This window comes from Vagococcus sp. 211 (assembly GCF_056322705.1).
In genome coordinates this window covers 2,042,264-2,061,045 of record NZ_CM150475.1, presented here as the reverse complement: position 1 = coordinate 2,061,045, position 18,782 = coordinate 2,042,264, and the positions used below count along the sequence as shown (strand labels likewise).

18 protein-coding genes are annotated in these 18,782 nt (G+C 37.1%); 7 read left to right on the top strand and 11 right to left on the bottom strand.

Annotated elements, in window-relative coordinates; all coding sequences use genetic code 11:
• Window positions 1-9: 9 nt before the first annotated feature.
• A complete protein-coding gene (locus ACVWM0_RS09825) occupies window positions 10-552 on the bottom strand; it encodes a helix-turn-helix domain-containing protein (RefSeq protein WP_476472464.1) in 543 nt (180 codons plus the stop codon).
• A gap of 165 nt (window positions 553-717) precedes the next feature.
• Here ACVWM0_RS09825 and ACVWM0_RS09820 point away from each other — a divergent pair, with 165 nt between their 5' ends.
• Window positions 718-1,713 (top strand): acrylyl-CoA reductase family protein, encoded by a 996-nt coding sequence (locus tag ACVWM0_RS09820; protein WP_476472463.1) that lies wholly within the window; start codon window positions 718-720, stop codon window positions 1,711-1,713.
• 60 nt (window positions 1,714-1,773) lie between these two features.
• Here ACVWM0_RS09820 and ACVWM0_RS09815 read toward each other — a convergent pair whose 3' ends face one another.
• Entirely contained in the window at window positions 1,774-3,216 is a 1,443-nt protein-coding gene (locus ACVWM0_RS09815) for an amidohydrolase (protein ID WP_476472462.1), read from the bottom strand.
• 26 nt (window positions 3,217-3,242) lie between these two features.
• Entirely contained in the window at window positions 3,243-4,532 is a 1,290-nt protein-coding gene (locus ACVWM0_RS09810; RefSeq protein ID WP_476472461.1) for an anaerobic C4-dicarboxylate transporter family protein, read from the bottom strand.
• Window positions 4,533-5,372: 840 nt separating this feature from the next.
• Between ACVWM0_RS09810 and ACVWM0_RS09805 the strand changes: the two genes are divergently transcribed.
• Entirely contained in the window at window positions 5,373-6,572 is a 1,200-nt protein-coding gene (locus tag ACVWM0_RS09805; RefSeq protein ID WP_476473703.1) for a chloride channel protein, read from the top strand.
• A 42-nt stretch (window positions 6,573-6,614) separates the two neighbouring features.
• Here the strand turns inward: ACVWM0_RS09805 and ACVWM0_RS09800 are convergent, their stop codons facing one another.
• The 4 genes from ACVWM0_RS09800 to murB form a co-directional block, all read right to left on the bottom strand.
• A complete protein-coding gene (locus tag ACVWM0_RS09800; protein ID WP_476472460.1) occupies window positions 6,615-8,345 on the bottom strand; it encodes an ABC transporter permease/substrate binding protein in 1,731 nt (576 codons plus the stop codon).
• Complete coding sequence (locus ACVWM0_RS09795) at window positions 8,346-9,554, bottom strand: quaternary amine ABC transporter ATP-binding protein (protein ID WP_476472459.1); 1,209 nt, start codon at window positions 9,552-9,554, stop codon at window positions 8,346-8,348.
• A 147-nt stretch (window positions 9,555-9,701) separates the two neighbouring features.
• Window positions 9,702-10,310, bottom strand: a complete 609-nt coding sequence (locus ACVWM0_RS09790; protein WP_476472458.1) for a cation:proton antiporter regulatory subunit — start codon at window positions 10,308-10,310, stop codon at window positions 9,702-9,704.
• 140 nt (window positions 10,311-10,450) lie between these two features.
• On the bottom strand, window positions 10,451-11,359 hold the full coding sequence (murB, locus tag ACVWM0_RS09785) for a UDP-N-acetylmuramate dehydrogenase (RefSeq protein ID WP_476472457.1): 909 nt from the start codon (window positions 11,357-11,359) through the stop codon (window positions 10,451-10,453).
• Between the two features lie 175 nt (window positions 11,360-11,534).
• Between murB and ACVWM0_RS09780 the strand changes: the two genes are divergently transcribed.
• The 3 genes from ACVWM0_RS09780 to ACVWM0_RS09770 all read left to right on the top strand — a co-directional run bounded on the left by ACVWM0_RS09780 (window position 11,535) and on the right by ACVWM0_RS09770 (window position 14,302).
• The gene (locus ACVWM0_RS09780) at window positions 11,535-12,287 is read left to right on the top strand and encodes an exodeoxyribonuclease III (RefSeq protein ID WP_476472456.1); all 753 of its coding nucleotides are present in this window, start codon (window positions 11,535-11,537) and stop codon (window positions 12,285-12,287) included.
• 14 nt (window positions 12,288-12,301) lie between these two features.
• Window positions 12,302-13,240: a hypothetical protein gene (locus ACVWM0_RS09775; protein ID WP_476472455.1), complete on the top strand. Its 939-nt coding sequence runs from the start codon at window positions 12,302-12,304 to the stop codon at window positions 13,238-13,240.
• A 177-nt stretch (window positions 13,241-13,417) separates the two neighbouring features.
• Entirely contained in the window at window positions 13,418-14,302 is an 885-nt protein-coding gene (locus ACVWM0_RS09770; RefSeq protein WP_476472454.1) for a permease prefix domain 1-containing protein, read from the top strand.
• 21 nt (window positions 14,303-14,323) lie between these two features.
• On the opposite strand, the gene ACVWM0_RS09765 is transcribed toward ACVWM0_RS09770, so the two are convergent.
• The 4 genes from ACVWM0_RS09765 to ACVWM0_RS09750 all read right to left on the bottom strand — a co-directional run bounded on the left by ACVWM0_RS09765 (window position 14,324) and on the right by ACVWM0_RS09750 (window position 17,256).
• On the bottom strand, window positions 14,324-14,869 hold the full coding sequence (locus ACVWM0_RS09765) for an N-acetyltransferase family protein (protein WP_476472453.1): 546 nt from the start codon (window positions 14,867-14,869) through the stop codon (window positions 14,324-14,326).
• A 1-nt stretch (window position 14,870) separates the two neighbouring features.
• Window positions 14,871-15,347, bottom strand: coding sequence for a tRNA (adenosine(37)-N6)-threonylcarbamoyltransferase complex ATPase subunit type 1 TsaE (gene tsaE, locus ACVWM0_RS09760; RefSeq protein ID WP_476472452.1), 477 nt, complete (start codon window positions 15,345-15,347; stop codon window positions 14,871-14,873).
• 81 nt (window positions 15,348-15,428) lie between these two features.
• Entirely contained in the window at window positions 15,429-16,412 is a 984-nt protein-coding gene (pta, locus tag ACVWM0_RS09755) for a phosphate acetyltransferase (protein WP_476472451.1), read from the bottom strand.
• Between the two features lie 175 nt (window positions 16,413-16,587).
• Window positions 16,588-17,256, bottom strand: coding sequence for a uracil-DNA glycosylase (locus ACVWM0_RS09750; RefSeq protein WP_476472450.1), 669 nt, complete (start codon window positions 17,254-17,256; stop codon window positions 16,588-16,590).
• A 110-nt stretch (window positions 17,257-17,366) separates the two neighbouring features.
• Between ACVWM0_RS09750 and ACVWM0_RS09745 the strand changes: the two genes are divergently transcribed.
• Window positions 17,367-18,236, top strand: coding sequence for a Cof-type HAD-IIB family hydrolase (locus tag ACVWM0_RS09745; protein WP_476472449.1), 870 nt, complete (start codon window positions 17,367-17,369; stop codon window positions 18,234-18,236).
• A 20-nt stretch (window positions 18,237-18,256) separates the two neighbouring features.
• Complete coding sequence (locus tag ACVWM0_RS09740; RefSeq protein WP_476472448.1) at window positions 18,257-18,781, top strand: LURP-one-related/scramblase family protein; 525 nt, start codon at window positions 18,257-18,259, stop codon at window positions 18,779-18,781.
• Window position 18,782 lies beyond the last annotated feature (1 nt).

Sequence of the window (18,782 nt, the reverse complement as noted above, 5' to 3'; positions counted from 1 at the left end):
TTTATCTAGTTATAAGTACGAATTAGTTGCTACCAAAAGAATACGACTAAGTCCTTTTTGGTTGTTTCTGATATGGTGTTCCTTGAAGGCTTTGTAATAAATAGATTCCCCGCTTCTAGCGTAGTACTTATCGGAGCCAATTTCAACACAGACCTCTCCTTCAAGAACAAAAGCAAATGTTTCTGAGAGGGAAGGTTGGAAGGTTTTGTATTCGCCTTCTTTATCTAAGCTAAGCAAAATGGGTTCCATTTCGTTCTCGTTAGAGTCTGAAATAAGCCACTGGACTTCATAAGCTTGTTCTTCGTTGATAGAAAGGGTGTAATCGTGTTCTGTATAAATGACTTGTTGCACGTGTTCTTTGTCATCAAAAAATTCTTTAGGTGTGACACCTAAGACGTCTAATAAAGAAAAAAAAGTTTCCATAGAAGGAGAACTTAAATCTCTTTCTAGTTGTGAAATATAGCCCTTACTTAGGTCTGTTCGTTCACCCAGTTCTTCCTGAGTAAGGTTTTTTTGTACTCTTAAATTTTTAATTTTCTTGCCAATTGTCACAGATAATCACCTCGCCTTTAAGTTTACTCACTGTAAACAAATAGTTTACTCAAATAGGAATTATACAAGGAGTTGCGTCAAAAGACAATCTTTTTCGACAAGATTTTTAAGGAGAAATACTATATAATGATAGTGTATAAATAGTACATGAGAGGACGGATATTGATGGAAAAAAGATTTAATGCATTAGTTGTGTCTGAAAATGAAGAGAATGTGGTGGCGCAAGTCACAGAATGGTCTGTGGATCAGTTATCAGAAGGGGACACACTAATCAAAGTGTTGTACTCAGCTGTGAATTATAAAGATGCCTTAGCAACGATTAAAAAGGGTGGCGTGGTTCGTAATTATCCTATGATTCCAGGGATTGATTTGACAGGAGAAATTATCGAATCGGCGGATGCTCGTTTTAAAGCAGGAGACAAAGTCGTGGTAACTGGAAATGGAACAGGCGTGAGCCATACGGGTGGTTTTAGTGAAGTGGTGCGTGTTCCAGGAAACTGGGTGCTACCTTTACCAAAAGATATGACACCTAAACAAGGAGCAACTTTAGGAACAGCTGGTGTAACAGCTGTTGAAGCTGTTCAAAAATTAGAAATGTTTGGCTTGAAAGACAACAAAGACGCGACGATTTTAGTAACAGGTGCCACAGGTGGTGTGGGAAGTGTTGCTATAGCCTTTTTACATGGTTTAGGGTATAAAAACATCGTTGCTTTATCTCGAAAAGACAACAATGATTACTTAACAGCGCTGGGTGTCTCTCGAGTGGTTAAACCAGAAGAAATTAGCTTTGATAAGCCAAGACCTTTAGCAAAACAACAATTTGATTATGTTATTGATACGATAGGTGGCGATATGCTAACAGCTATTTTACCTCAAATTAGTTATGGTGGTGCCATTGCACTGTGTGGCAATGCTAGTGGTATTAAATTATCAGCAACGGTATTGCCGTTTATCTTACGAGGAGTGTCTATGCTGGGTGTAGATTCAGTTCAACTTAGCAATGACGTCAAAATGGGAATCTGGGAACGATTAGAGAAGACCTTATCTGAAGACGTCTATGATGTTATTAGCAGTCGTGAGGAGTCATTAGAAGCATCTGCTGATGTGGTGAAGGAATTGTTAGAGGGGACACATTCGGGAAGAACATTAATTAAAATGTAATAATGTAATAAAGATAAAAGACCATCGTCCTTATATGAGGACAATGGTCTTTTTGTATGTTTAGAATCCTAAACTATTTGGTTTAACGTCAGCTGGAATTGGATTAACGTAAGGTGTAATCGCCGTCATTGCATCTAATTCTGCTTTGGCTTGTTCCATGTACTCTGGATTTTCAATAGCTTTCATTGCTGTAGCAGCCATGATTTTAGCTGCTTGCAGCATGCCTTTTTTAGCAATGCCGGATTTACCGTTTGTTACCCATCTCCATGTGTGTAGAGCAGTGTTTTGAACTTCAGTAGCTACGATACATTGAGCTGTAGGTACTACCCAACTAACATCACCTACATCACTTGATCCAGGGAGAGTTAAGTTCTTCATGGCTTCGTTATAAGGATAAACAAAATCAGCTAAGACTTTACCATTGTTTTCCATGGCGATTTTTTTCTCCATTGGACTGAACGGTGGGAACATGCGGAATTGTTTTTCAGCATCAGATAGCGTTGCGTGTAATTCTTCAGCAAATGCCCAATCTTGTTCGTCAAATTTTGGTGCGCCATATTCTACTAAACATTCACCCATTAAGCGAGAGTAAACAGTGTTTGGTACGTAGTTAGAACATGCTTTGTCAAAGTGCACCGTTACTTCTGTTTCGGTCATAAGAGCAGCACCTTCTGCAATTTTACAAAGACGATCAAAAATTTCTTTAGCTTGATGTCCTTTAGGTGCGCGGATTAAGTAAAGTAATTTAGCATGGTCTTGAACAACACTTGGTGCTTGTCCGCCAGCGTCTAAGTATGAGTAGTGATAACGAGCTTCTGATGTTACGTGTTCACGTAAGTAATTACCACCAACATTCATTAACTCACAAGCATCTAAGGCACTACGTCCCATTTCTGGAGAGTTAGCAGCATGCGCGGTTTTACCTTTGAACTCAAAAGCTGCTTGGATATTAGCTAATGTTGGTGCACCGAAGATAGCGTTATCTGTTGCTGGATGCCAGCAAAGAGCCATATCTAAGCCATCAAAAGCATTAGCGCGTGTCATGTATGTTTTACCAGATCCACCTTCTTCAGCAGGACAGCCGAAGTATTTGACTTGTGCTTTGATGTTGTTTTCAGTGATGTAGTCTTTTAAAGCAACAGCTGCTGCAAAAGAAGCTGTTCCTAATAAGTTATGTCCGCATCCGTGCCCGTTCATACTTTCTTGTCCAGGATTTAATTCTTTGGTTGTTGAGTTTGCTTTTTGATTTAAGTCAGGAAGAGCGTCATACTCTCCTAAGAAACCAATGCTTGGACCTTCAGAACCAAACGTTCCAATAAAGGCTGTGTCGATGTCAGCGATGTTGCGTTCAATCGTGAAGCCTTCTTTTTCTAATGCCGCAATAATGACTTCAGCAGATTCATGTTCATGGAATTTTGTTTCAGCTAAGTCCCAAATATGGTCACTTAATTCAAAATATTGTTCTTGTTTACCTTCAATTAATTGTTCGATTTGTTTAAACATAATATATTCCTCCTGAAAGTTTTAAATTAGACGATAAAAGTTAATCCGTAAGAAATAATGATTGATAAAGCAGTGATGATGACACCTGGAATAATGAAACTTTGTGTCTTAGTACGTCCCGTACGGTCAATTTCACATGCTAATAGTAAGGTTGGTTGTGCAGGGATGATAAAGTTAAAGTTCAGACATTGAACAATAATAACTAAGAACATAGGTGAGATACCTAATTGTAATGCTAATGGGAAAATAATAGCAGCAACTGCTGTTTGAGCACCGATAATCATAGCAACAAAGCTACAGATTAAGATTAATACCCAAGGAGCTTGAGCTAAAACGCCACCTACATTTGTAATCAGTGTAGCCTGATTAGCTGGAGCGCCAAAGATTGTTGATCCAACCCATCCTAGCCCTAGTACAACAAGAGCAGCACCTAATGAGTTCATTGTAGCAGGAGCACTAAGGATTTTCTTAGAGTTAACTTTGAATAGCATGATGTTAATCGCAGCAGATAAGTACATGAACATTTGAACTAAGTCAGCTGTTGCAATGCTTACTGTATTACCATCTACTATATATGTTGGTAAGAATTTAGGGAATAGACCGAATAAGATAATGAAGAACACACAACCTAAGAATACATAAGTTGATAATTTTGCTGTAGATGATAATTCAACTGTTTCTGTTTCTTCCATATCAACAGGAGCAAGTGTTGATTCATCGAATTCGACACGTTTGTTTGTAATAGTTAAGATAGCACTTAAAAGGACAATTGAAATTAATGTTGCTGGCAATACAATGGCCAAGTAAGTAGCCATTGAAATATTATAAACGGCTAATAATGTGACAACATAAGCTGTTGATGATGATGCCGGGCTACAAAGTAGAGCCATGTTTGATGCTAGTACACTTGTTACAAGAGCACCTCTGGGGTTTGTTTTTGAGTTAATGGCAGTTTCAGCAATGATTGGCTCTAATGATAGAGAAATCATGGCAGTTCCCATACCAAAAACGAATAAGAAACAAACAAGTGGTGCAACGAAAGTAATCGCTTTAGGGTATTTACGAATAATTTTAGTGGCAACTGAGATCATGTAGTCCATACCACCAGAAGCTTGTAAGGCTCCACTAGCAATACCAATTGAAATAATAATTAAGACTGCGGTAACGGGTGGTGATGATGGTGGTAATTTGAAGATGAACAACATAATGAATAGGGCAACGATTGAAGAAACGCCAGAGCCTAACGCTCCACCTTTAGATAAGCCATAAATGATAGTAGCAACCATGATAACAATTTCTAATAATAATAAAAACATAGTATTCCTCCTAATTGGTTGTAATAAGTACACGTGAATAATTGCAATTGAACTAAAGTTATAATAATGTGTTTAAACTACCCGACACCTTCTCTCTTGAATGATAACGAATGTTACTATTCAAATTTTAAAAATGTTATTTATGTCTTTTAAATTACTTAAAAAACATATCTTATAGATTAATAATACAAAGAACCGGCGTTATTTAAAAGTGAAAATCGGAAACATTAAAAAAATTTAATAATCATACCTATTTATGAACCTGTTCTGTAACTTGTTATTTAATTGAAATGGAGATCTAAAGGATAATAAAGAGGTAAAAAGACTGTAACCGTATGTTTTCTGAAAAAATGAAAGGGATGATGTTATCAATAAGAGATATTTTTATAAAATGTCGCATTTTTTATTGTTGAATAAAAAAATAGCTTTTATTTCAGATTGAGGCTTTTGATGTTGATGTGACAGGTTTATTCATTGTGAATTTGTAAATAATATTGTTTATTTATTGTAGGTGATTAAAAAAATATGGGAAATAGTGTTGTCTATTTAATAAGCTGTTTTTAAATAAGGTTGTGACATAGGTGTATGATAAGAGATTTTTAAGACGGATAACAGAGGGTAAGCACTACCAAATAAGATTGGGATGGTACGTTGTCAAAGATGGGATAAAAGAGTAGACTAAAAGAAAGTTAAGGACATAGGTCCTTCTGTTTTTGGTGTCATTATTAATGATAGTAAAGATGAAAGAAAGATAACTTCTACTATTTAATGAATGATTAAGTAAGTAGAAGTTTTTCTATGTTCTCATAAAAAGGAGTTTTGAGGTTGGTTAAAGAGAAAATGTATCAAAGGGTCCAATTAATTGTATTTGGGCTTGTTGTAGGGAGTTGTGTTGGTGTCATAGAAGTCATTTTCGGTAAGGGATTAATTGAAATGACTAAACTTAGAGAAACGTATTTTTTATATTTATTGTTTTTTTTACCCTTTGCAGGGCTTGTCATTGAATATTTGTTTGAGCGATTTGGAGGGGTTAGTAGGCAAGGGATGTCTTTGATTTTCTCCACAGCTCATGGGGATAAGAATGACATACCTTTACGGTTAATTCCTATTGTTGTGATCAGTACATGGCTTACTCACTTATTTGGAGGGAGTGCAGGAAGAGAGGGTGTGGCTGTACAAATAGGTAGTACCTTTTCTCATTGGATGAGTCAAAAAAGTAAGAGATGGTTAGATAGTGAGTTGAATTGGTCACGAATTGCAGTGATAACAGGTATATCTGCCGGTTTTTCAGGCCTATTTCAGACGCCTATTGCGGCCATTTTTTTTGCTTTAGAAGTATTGGTGGTTGGACGTTTGGATTATCGTTCCTTATTACCGGCATCAATCGCATCGTTAATGGCATTTACTGTATCTAAGTTATTACATTTACCCGGTTTTCATTTTGCATTGACACGAGTACCGACAATGGATACTAGACTAATCATTTATCTACTATTATTAGGTGCATTGTTTGGTTTAGTTGGTCGATTATTTACCGTATCATTGGATAGAAGTAAGAGATGGTTTCAAACAATGTTACCTAATGCCTATCATCGTATTTTTATTGGGGGGGTTCTCTTAGTTTTAGCTATGCTTCTGTTTCATCAAGGTAGATACTCTGGTATTGGAGCACCTCTTATTGTCGCAAGTTTAACTGGAGACACGGTTTATTCTTATGATTTTATATTGAAATTATTCTTAACGGTTCTAACTTTATCTGTTGGTTTCCAAGGCGGCGAAGTGACACCGCTTTTTGTGATTGGTTGTACTTTAGGAACCGTTATAGCACCTATTATTGGGCTGCCTTATGAATTTGTCGCAGCGTTAGGTTACGTGGGCGTCTTTGGTAGTGCGACAAACACATTCTTAGCTCCAATCATTATCGGCGGAGAGGTATTCGGTTTTCAATGGTTACCTTATTTTTTTATTGTAATGGTTGCGGCCTATACTATCAATGGTAATACGTCTATCTATAGTAAACAATTAAGGTTAGAGGATTAAATAGTAAAAAGAAAAAAGCTACCAAAATTTGGTAGCTTTTTTTTATTTGGTCCATTCAGATACAAGCTCTGGATTGTCAGAAATCCATTCTTTTGCAGCTTCTTGAGGAGATTGTCCACCGTTAATGGCTAACATCACCGTTTCCATATCTTCTTTGGTCCATTCAAATTTTTCTAAAATACGGTAAGCTTCTGGTGCGTCTTCTTTTAGACCTTCACGAGCCATTGTATTAATGGTTTCTTCTTTACCCATACCATTTTCAGGATCTTCTAAATATTTTAAGTCGTATTTAGCAAACATCCAGTGAGGAGACCAACCAGTAATAACAATAGGTTCTTTCTTTTTGTATGCTTGACCTAGCGCAACGGTCATAGCACCAGAAGAAGATGTTTCGACAGACCAGTCACTTAGGTTACTGTATTGATCCACTGTGTTTTCAGCAGCTTTTACGACACCAGCCCCAGGCTCGATACCAGTAATTTTTTTACCAGCTTCGTCTGATAAGTCAGAAATACTGTCAACATCCATATAAGAGGGAACTGTTAAACCAACTTTAGCTCCAGTTAAGTTTTGACCTAAGTTGTCTAACTTGTCTTTGTACTGTTCATACTGAGCACCATGAGTATTCGGTAACCAAGCAGCAACCATAGCATCTGATTCTCCACTAGCAACAGATTCCCACATAATGGCGTTGTCTAGAGGGGTAATAGAGACATCAAAACCTTGCTCTTTTAATACTTCAGCAATAACGTTGGTAGAAGCTACCTCAGTATCCCATTCAACATAAGATAAATTGATGGCTGTTTTGTCGCTCTTAGTTGCAAACAAGCTACTAGCAGCAATTCCAATAATTAAAGCAGCTACGATACCGCCAACAAGCCATTGACGTTTTTTATTGGTATCAGAGGCAGTTTTTTTTGTTTTTTTACTGTTTGGTTTGTTCGCATACTGTGTAAAGCGGTCAATAATAATCGCTAGAATAACTAGGGCTACACCGTTAACAAAGCCATTTCCGACTTGGGCACGTTGAAGGGCAGATAATACACCACGACCTAAACCAGGAGCTCCAATCATAGAGGCGATAACGACCATAGACAGTGATAACATGGTTGTTTGGTTAACCCCAGCTAATATGGTGCTTTTAGCTAAAGGCAATTCTAATTTAAATAATTTTTGCGTGCCAGTACCACCAAATGAATCTGTGGCTTCGACTAATTCTTTTGGTACTTGACGAATACCTAAGTTAGTAAAACGAACAGTTGGAGGCAATGAGAAGATAACTGAGGCGAATACCCCAGGTACCATACCAATACCAAAGAAAGCAACCGCAGGAATTAAGTAAACAAAGCCGGGCATTGTTTGCATGAAATCTAAAATAGGTGTAATGATTTTCTGAGCGGTATCGCTTTTAGCCATGAGAATCCCTAAAGGAATACCAATGACAATCGATACTAAACTTGAAATTAATACTAAGGTTAATGTACTCATTAAATCAGACCATAACCCTTGGTTGTAGATAAATAATAACCCAACAAGAGTAAAACCTGTCAGTCCCCACTTTTTATTAGAAATGAAGAAGGCTGCAAGAGTAATTAAAGCGATAAAAACAAGAGGTGGGATAAACATGAAAAAGTTGGTAATCCCATCCATTAAACTTTGTCCCGTTGTTTGGAAGAAGGTAAACAGACCTGAAAAGGTGTTTGTCATCCATTCTGTTAAGTTTTCTACCCAATCAGCAACAGGTAATTGAGCAAGTAATATGAGGTTCAACATCTAGTTAGCCTCCTTTTGATTATCATCTGACGCATCAGATGTGTCTGTTAGTGCTTCAATCACGCTACCACGAATAATAACACCCAGTAAACGGCCGTTTTCAACGACTGCTAGAGGGGTAGGTGAGTCATAAATTAAGGTGAAGATATCATTGACTAAGGTATCTTTATCAACAGTGATAACATCAGTCGTGACGACATCTTGTAAAGCTTTACCTTCTTTACGAGCTCTAACAGCATCATCAGCATGGACAATTCCTTGAAGTTCACGTTTACGGTTAACAGCCATTAACATACTCACTTCTTCGCTACGCATTTTCGTTAAAGCAACGTTAGGTCCATCGATATCTAGATTAGTTGTTAAAGCTGGCACCATGATGTTTTGAGCTGTTAAGACTTTAGAACGGTCCACATCTTCCACGAACTCACGAACATAATCGTTTGCAGGATTGGTTAGAATATCTTCACCAGTCCCAATTTGCATGATTTTACCATCTTTCATTAGAGCAATTCTATCACCTAAACGTAAGGCTTCATTTAAATCATGGGTAATGAAGATAATTGTTTTTTGAACGTTGGCTTGTAGATCAAGCAACTCATCTTGCATTTCACGTCTGATTAACGGGTCAAGGGCTGAAAAAGCCTCGTCCATTAATAGGATTTGTGGATCGTTTGCTAGGGCTCTAGCTAAACCAACACGTTGTTGCATCCCGCCAGATAGTTGGTCAGGGAATTGATCTTTAAAAGATAATAAGCCTGAGTTATCTAAAGCTTGTTCTGCCTTTTTAGTACGTTCTTCTTTAGATACACCACGTAGCTCTAACCCTAATTCAGTGTTTTCTAAAATAGTACGATGTGGGTATAATCCAAAGTTTTGGAAGACCATACTCATTTTGTGACGACGGACTTCTCTTAATTCTTCTTTATTCATTGTTGCAATATCTTGACCGTCAATGAAAATATCCCCAGAGGTTGGTTCAATTAAACGGTTAATTAAGCGTATTAGGGTTGATTTACCACTTCCTGATAATCCCATAATAACGAAAATTTCCCCTTCGTTGACTTCGAAGTTTGCATCATAAACCCCAACAGTTGCACCTGTTTTTTCAAATATTTCATTTTTTGGTTTTTGTTCTTCGATCATTTTTAAAGCAGCTTGATGTCTTTTTCCAAAGACCTTAGTCAAGTGCTTGACTTGAACTTTGACCATTAATAAATCTCTCCTTTTGACTTTTATCTTTTCTGAAAACAAACAGAAAATAAAGTGACCACAACATAATATCATCGTGTGGTCACTTTGTCAAAGGAGGAGACTTGAATAAAAAAAAGCCAAAGCTGGCTTTAGTCTGTTACAACGCTATTTGTGAGGGTAAAAATAATTATACATTTTTTGCTTAGCTAACTCATCTCCAATGAAGAAGAGGGTGTCATTAGCTTGTATTTTTGCATAAGGTCCAGGAGACAATAAGAGTTCATTGTCATGAGAAATAGCGATGATTGTTGCACTGGTTTCGTGCCAAAGATTCAAATCACTGACGGTTTGTTCCAAATGTTCTGCCTCTGAAGTTAAGATGAGTTCAGCTGGGATAAAAGGATTAGTGTGATTCATTTTCTTGGTTTGTACAATAAGGGTATCGATAATATCAGTCAATTGTTGTAATTCTTCTTGTTGTTTTTTAATACTATCAATGGCTTCTATTTTCAATTCATCAATAGATTGCACATCTTGATGTTGTTTCAGTAATTCTTCGGCTTTTTCTTTCGATGCAACAAACACACCACTACCGTGTTTGACTTGCATAATACCTAAATCAACAAGCACATTAACGGCTTTTCTAGCAGTCTCTGGAGATACGCCGAAGGTACTAGCTAAGGTTGATCTTGCATGGATTTTTTGCCCTACTTCATAGCGATTATTAGCAATTCTCTCAGCCATTTCAATGGCAATCTGTTGGTATCTAGGCATGACCACTTTTTTTGAGTTTGCGATGGTAATCCCTCCTTTATAAATGTAATGATTAGCCTCATATTACTAAAAAAAGCATCTTTAGGCAAAAAAATAAAAAGAGAAAACGACACCAAAGGCAAAGGGTGTCGTTATTTTGCTTATTTTTGAATGTCTCGGCCGATAATTCGTACTTCTGTTTCTAGCGTAACAGAAAACTGTTCTTTGATAACGTGTTGAATATGTTGGATTAATTCCTCGTAATCTGTGGCTGTTGCTTGATTGATATTAACGATAAATCCAGCATGTTTTTCTGAAATTTGAGCACCGCCCCAAACCAATCCTTGAAGACCAGCATCTTGTATTAATTTACCAGTAAAATGGCCATCAGGACGTTTAAAAACACTCCCGCAAGAAGGATACTCTAAAGGTTGTTTGGCTTCACGAAGTTCTGTTAATTCTCTCATTTTTTCTTTCATGAGGTTGACATCCCCTTTCTCTAAAGAGAAGGTAACATCTAAGACAATCCCTTTGATCTGTTGCAGGGCACTGTGTCGGTACGAAAACGCCATGTCATCTTTTTTGAAGGTCTGGATGTCTCCGTTAGCTAAAATGACCGTTGCTTCTTCAAAACAATCAACAAGCTCGCCGCCATAAGCACCAGCATTCATATAAGCTGCCCCTCCAACACTTCCAGGAATACCGCAAGCGAATTCAAGACCTGTTAATTGGTGGTCTAATGCTTGGTAGGTAACATCAATAAGTTTGGCTCCGGCTTCAGCTGTTATGTGTGTGTCAGTCACACTTACTTGGTTCATATCAGTCAGCATAATCACCATGCCGTCGATGCCGCCGTCTTTAACGATTAAGTTACTTGCATTACCTAGGCATAACCAAGGATAGTCAGTTGCTTGGCAGTAGTCTACAAGTTCTTTGACTTCTTCTTTTGATGTTGGAAAAGCAAGGATATCAGCAGGTCCACCGGTTTTGGTGTAGGTATAATGAGACAAGGCTTCATTGGTTAATAATTTAATGTGTGCTAAATCTTGTTTTAGTTGAGTTATTTTCACGTGATAAATCCCTTTCTATAGGTATAATACATGGTTATTCTACCACAAATAAGAGAGAATGAGTAAACTACTTACAGTGCCTCAATCTAATTTTCATCATCAAATCCCCTATTAAATAAAAGATATGTTAAAATACAAGGAGTAATGTTAATTAAAGAAACTGGAGGATTGTCTCTTGAAACTTATTTCGTGGAATGTTAATGGCCTAAGAGCTGTTGTTAAAAAAGGGTTTGTTGATATATTTAATGAGCAAGATGCTGATATTTTTTGTTTACAAGAAACCAAATTACAAGAAGGTCAAATAGACTTAGACTTACCAGGGTATCATCAATATTGGAATTATGCCGTGAAGAAGGGCTATTCTGGGACGGCTGTATTTAGTAAAGCCGAAGCATTATCTGTAAAGTATGGTATTGGGATAGAGGAGCATGATCAAGAAGGTCGTGTGATTACCTGTGAATACGAAGACTTTTACCTTGTCAATTGTTACACACCTAATTCTCAAGCTGAGTTAAAGCGTTTGGATTATAGAATGCAATGGGAGGAAGATTTTAAAGCTTACCTTCACCAATTGGAAGAAACCAAACCAGTGATACTATGTGGTGATTTGAACGTTGCCCATCGTGAAATTGATTTAAAAAATGATAAATCGAACCGTAAAAATCCGGGATTTTCTGACCAAGAACGAGAAAAAATGACCCAATTATTAGCCTCAGGTTTTGTTGATACATTTCGTTATTTTTATCCTGATTTAGAAGGGGCTTATTCTTGGTGGAGTTACCGATTCAATGCACGTAAAAACAATGCAGGATGGCGGATTGATTACTTTTGTGTGTCAGAAACATTGGTGCCAAAATTAGCTGATGCCTCGATTTTAAGCGATATATTAGGCAGTGATCATTGTCCGGTTATGTTGGAATTACACTAATGGAAGGTGATAGAATGAATAAAAAAATCAAAGGGATTCTAGCCGTATTAGTCACATTGATGTTATGTCAAAGTGCTCCGATACTAGGTCATGCTGAAAGTAAAAGCAAGAAAAAGGAACCTTTAATTACAGAATTGAAGTACGATGAGGAACGTAAGGTATTAGTTGGTAAAACAGCACCAAATGCTAACATTTATTTAGACAATGTAGCTAGTTCTATTGTTGCTTCTGATAGTGGGGACTTTGAAGTTCCTATACCAAAGGGCACCAAAAAATCCATTGTTTTTGTTTTAGACGCTGAGGGAAATGATTCAACAGATGTGAACTATGACTTTGAAAAAAACACCATGGAGAGTCACAAAGAAGAGTCACAAGACGAAGGGGAGAAAGAAACAAAAGACAGCGACGCTAAAGATGAAAAAGAGGAAGATAAAAAAGAAAACACAGAAAAAGTACCGGACACATCTGATGCTAAACAAGAGGCTGGTGCACTAAATACAGATGTATCAGGTGAATTAGATAGCACTCAAAGTGATACATCTACTAGCATAAACACACAAGAATCTCCAACAAAAGAAGTTAAGAGAAGTTTGGTGTGGCTATGGACATTATTATCTATCATTGGTGCGGCAGTGGTAGCCCTTGTCGCTTGGTTGCTTCATAAGAAAAAAGTAGCGAAAGAAGAGCAAGAGGCAGCTAGAAAGAAAAAGAAAAAATCAAGACAGAAATCAGAACGAGACCCAGACGATGTGTTTGAAGAGATTACGACTTCTACTTCAGTGAAAAAAGCACCAGGTTCTAAACAAACATCAAGTGCAAAAAAGAAAAAGAAAAAATCACATGAGGGTTCTACAGGACATAAGAAAAAAGGACAAAGCAATAAGAAAGTATCAGACTCCTCTTCGCATAAAGGGACTAAAACAGGTAATAAGAAGAAACGTAAGAAAAAATAGAAAAAGATTAGAAGGCAAACTCATAAGGTTTGTCTTTTTTTATGTTCCTATTTCATTTATTTGTTCATAAAGTATTGAGTTCTAAGTGGTTACGTTATAGGATGGGTATAAGATAAAGAGTAGAAATAAGAGAGAACGGTTGTTTTTGAGGGAGTTTATATCAAGGAGGGAGTTTGAATGTTTGGGGAGTACATTGATCATGTTCTAACTTATATAGAAGGCAGTGTAAAAGAGAAGGATAAACTAAAAGGTGAATTAGAAGAAAAATTAGAAACTTCTAGAGCAGGGTATCTGAAAAGAGGCTTGTCTGAAACAGAAGCGATGGAGAGAGTCGTGAGTGATTTCGGTACGGCTCAGGAAGTAGGGAACAAACTATCTTATACAACGTTTAAACAACGTCAGTGGGTGTTACGTATTCTATTTATTGTATCAGTCCTTCATCTTATTTTAACGTTAGTGCCTCTTGTTATGATGGATGATGTAGCAGGATTACGTGATGGGGGAATTATTTTTATAATATGGTTTGGGTTAACGATTGGGATAATTATTAATAATTACTTGTTTATGAAAAAGAAAGTATTGGTAGCTAGATTCCCATGGCTATTGGTTGTTCATGGTCTAGTTTCTCTGCTTAGCGTTAGCTATACGTTACCTTTATTTTTAGATGTTCCGACGTTTCTGCCTAACAATGTCAGTCAGTTATTTATTGTCAGCTATCTTTTATTAATTGTGATTAATATGATATTAGGACCTTGGTGCCGTCCTTCTCACCCACATTTTTCTACCGTCCCTAAAAGTATCCGACGGCTAGTTATCATTAGTAATGTACTGAGTGGACTATTAATTATTAGTGATGCTTTACTTGTGTTTTGGGGATGGTTGGTATTTGGTTCTGGAGGGAATCCTAGTTTCTTCTTTATCACACCTGTATTAGGTTGTGTTATCTGGGTTATAGGTGTCTGGGCTAATCGATATGTTGATATAAATAAAGGGGTAGGAGTACTGCTTCAGTGTATGGTATCAGCCTATATTATCTGTCATTATATTTCAGTCTATGCCTAAGTTAGCTAACAAAAAACGAAGCTAGTCACTCGCTTCGTTTTTTGGTGCCAAATCATCATCTAAAAGGTAACCCATCATATCCACATCTGCAAAAGTATTGTCCTTAGTCAATACTGCTCTTCTCAACGTTCCTTCATAAGAGAACCCCACTTTATTGTAAAGAGCAATAGCCCTTTCGTTGTGAGACTGTACCTTAATATCTAGTCGAATTAAGTCAGTCGAGGTTCTGCTCCAAAGAATCAATTCCTCAAGCATGGTCGTTCCAAGGCCTAGTCCCCAATAGTCTTTTAAGAGGCTCAGACCAATTTCTCCAATGTGAGCAATCGCTGGGTCTGTGTCTGTTGTGACAGTTGCAAGTCCAACAACGCTATCCTCTGTTGTCGCTAGTAATAGTAATTGATTCTTTAACTCTGAGATAGCTTCAATTTCTCCCGCCATAGTAGCAACAGACATGTTAATAGCCTGAGAGTTGATTAAGACAAATGAGGTTTCTTCATTTAAGGTCTCAATTAAGGCTAAAATAGCTGAAGCATCCTGAGGTGTTGCTTCTCGTAACGTGATCTCCATTTTATGCCTCCTGATGTTGTCTCATTAGCGTCAGTATATCATTAAGACGGTCTGTGAGCATCGGTGTTGAGGCTTCTATAGAAAGTTCTCTATCGTTGTTAGGAGTCCTTTTAAGAAACAATTCAAAGTAGGGCGTGAATATCTCTTGTTTAATCATGCTTCCCCATTCAATGAGACAAATACCATCTCCTTCAAGATAATCATCTAAACCGAGATCACTGGCACCTTCTGTTAGTCGATAAACATCCATATGATAGAGAGGGATGTTTCCTTCGTCATATTCTTTGATTAAGGTATAAGTAGGACTTTTAATCATTTGTGTGATACCAAGACCTGCAGCAAATCCTTTAGTAAAGGTTGTTTTGCCAGCTCCGAGATCTCCCGTTAATAGAAAAATATCCCCGATTTGGCACAGTTTAGCTAAATCATAAGCAAATGCTTTTGTTTGTTCTTCGTTTTTAAATACAATTGTTTCCATGATAACCTCCTAATTCTCTCACTATGATTATAACGAGAGAAAGAAAAAAAAGCCATGCCATGAGGCACAGCTTTTAACGAATTATTTGTTTTGTAATACTTGAGATGCTGTAATAATTGATAATTTAAAGACATCTTCTTCATTACATCCACGAGAAAGGTCAGCAATTGGTTTGTTTAAACCTTGTAAGATAGGTCCAATCGCTTGGAAGTTACCTAAACGTTGAGCAATTTTGTAGCCAATGTTTCCTGATTGAATTTCTGGGAAAACAAAGACATTCGCATGACCAGCAACGTCAGATCCTGGTGCTTTTTGTTGTGCTACATCAAGAGCGTAAGACGCATCAAATTGTAACTCACCATCGATCGCATAGTTTGGTGCTAATTCTTGAGCGATTTTAGTAGCTTCAGCGACTTTTGTTACTTCTTCTGATTTAGCAGAACCTTTTGTAGAGAAACTTAATAGAGAAACTTTAGGATCAATACCAAAAATTTCAGCTGTTTTAGCACTTTCTACAGCGATTTCAGCTAAGGCTTGAGCGTCAGGGTTAATGTTAATCGCACAGTCAGAGAAAATGTATTTTTCTGAATCGCGGTTACCAAGCATTAAGAATGCACCACTTGTACGGTTGATTCCTGGTTTTGTTTTGATGATTTGTAGAGCTGGACGAATTGTGTCACCTGTTGAGTGAACGGCACCACTTACTAAGCCATCAGCTAAATCCATATAAACTAACATTGTACCAAAATAGTTTTCATCTAATAACATTTCGCGAGCTTGGTCTTCGGTTGGTTTACCTTTACGACGCTCGATGAATGATGCTACCATTTCGTCTGATTTTTCAAAATTAGCAGGATCGATAATTGTAATGTTTTCAACAGATAATCCTCTTGACTCAGCTACTTCAGCGATTTTTTCAGGACTACCAATTAAAATTGGATCAACTAAGTCATCAGATTTTAAACGGACAGCTGCCCCTAAAACTCTGATATCAGTTGGTTCTGGGAAAACGATGCTTACTTTTTTACCACTAACATTATTTTTTAAACTTTCAAATAGTTCCACTTATGAAACCCTCCACTTTATATACTTTTTTACCACTCTTATATCATACAACTAAACCATGGAAAAAAACAGTATTTAATCCTGTTTTTATATAAAAAATGATGTGTTACCTTGTTTTTGGTAAAAATTACATTTTTTAATAACACAGTTTTTTTGTATGTTATAGGACAGTAAGTTATAAGGACCAGTCGATGGCTGTTTTTCCATGCTCAATTAATAACTGATTGATGGTTGAAAAGGGTTTGGAGCCAAAAAAGCCTCGATAGGCAGCAAGAGGGCTTGGGTGTGGGGCTTTCAAAATGATGTGTTTATTTGTATCAATTAAAGTCTCTTTCTTTTGAGCCGGCTTGCCCCATAAAAGATAAATAACTGGAGTGTCTTTTTCATTAAGTTGTTCAATTATTTTATCAGTAAAGACTTCCCACCCCTTGCCTTTATGAGAAAAAGGATCACCTTGCCTCACGGTTAGGATAGTATTGAGCATTAAAACACCTTGTTTTGCCCAAGGCTCTAAGTAACCATGAGAAGGTGGTATGATACCTAAATCTTCCTGAAGTTCTTTGTAAATATTTTTTAAGGAAGGGGGTGGGGTATTTCCAGGCAAGACTGAAAAGCTTAAACCATGTGCTTGATTTGGGCCATGATAAGGGTCTTGCCCTAAAATGACCACTTGTGTCTCAGAAAAGGGAGTGAGATTAAGGGCCTCAAATAACCGATCTTTTTCTGGATAGATAGTGTGTGTTTGGTATTCAGTATCAATAAATGTTTCTAGTTGTTTAAAATACGGTGCATCAAGTTCTTTTTTTAGTTGTTGTTGCCAATCTGTATGAATTAATTCTTTCATTGTTATCACCTCTTTTAGTAGTTTACCATATTGGGAGCATAGGAGAATAATGTCTTTCTAGAGGTAAAAATGTTAGAATATAAGGGATTAATAGTACAAGGAGGAAAACAATGATTAAATTAATAGCATCAGATATGGATGGGACACTGTTATCGTCTCATTTAGACATTTCAGAATTAAATAAGCAAGCAATTCAGGAAGCAAGAGATCAAGGCATTGAATTTATGATAGCGACAGGACGTGCGATTGCTGAAGCGACTCCCGTACTTGAGGAAGCAGGAATTAAGTGTACGCTAATATCAGGTAATGGGGCCCAAGCTTTTGACGAGGAAGGGAATGTATTGTTTACAGTTCCTATTGATAAGGGAACCATCAAAGAAATTATGGCTGTGTTAAGAGCTAATGGTTTATATTTTGAAATGATGACAACCAATGGTGTTTATTCTGAAAGTCGTCCAGAAAGGTTGGAAAAATTAGCAACACTTTTGGCAAAACAAATACCTCACATCACTTACAAGATGGCTATTGCTATGGCATCGACTCAAATTGAGTTACTAACTATCAATTATGTTGAAGATTACATGAGTCTTTTGGAAGATGACAGCATTGAGATTCTTAAAATTATTACGTTTTGTGAAGAAGGCCAAGAAGTGTTGCAACCAATTGGCGAGCAGATCAGTCAATTAGGTCAATTAGCTATTACGTCTTCTTTTTCAAATAACCTTGAAGTGAATCATGCAGATGCCCAAAAAGGGATTGCTGTTGAGAGAATTGCTAAGATGCGAGGCATTGATATGGCAGAAGTTATGACTATTGGAGATAATTATAACGATGTGTCTATGTTAGCTAAAGCGGGTGTTAGCTTTGCTATGGGCAATGCAGAGGAAGGCGTTAAAAAGGTAGCAAAATACGAAACAGATTTAAATGTTAATGATGGCGTTGGAAAAGCGATTAGACGAGCAATAGCGGAAGATTTATAAGCAAGAAAGAAGCTGAAAGTATGCCAACTTATTATATCAACGAACATTTGTTGTCATCTAAGGTCAGAACGGTGATCAAAGATGAGAAAGGGAACCCTGTTTTTTTACTGGTAGGTAAGTGGGGGACTAAGGGAGATGTCATGTCTATTTTTAGTCTTGATGGAAAGATGTTAGCGCATGTAAAACAGCATTCTTTTACGATACAAAGTCGATTTGAGTTATATATGAACCATGAAAAAGTGGGCGTGTTATCTCGAGTGTTTCGTTTTACCAAAGATTTTTACTGGATTAAAGGCCTCAAGTGGGTGGTTGTAGGTGACATACCAAACCAAACCTATGGTATTTACCGATTGAACAAGGAAATCATGTCTATGCGTAAATGCCGAATGGGCCAACATGACATGTGTGAAATCGTTGTGCAAGATGCCGAACAGGCCCCTCTATGCTTGTGCATAGCAAGTATTTTAGATTACTGGGTAAAAAAAGACAGCAAAGAAAAAGGGTTATTATTAAACACAGAAATACAACCAGATGCTTCTGTCTGAA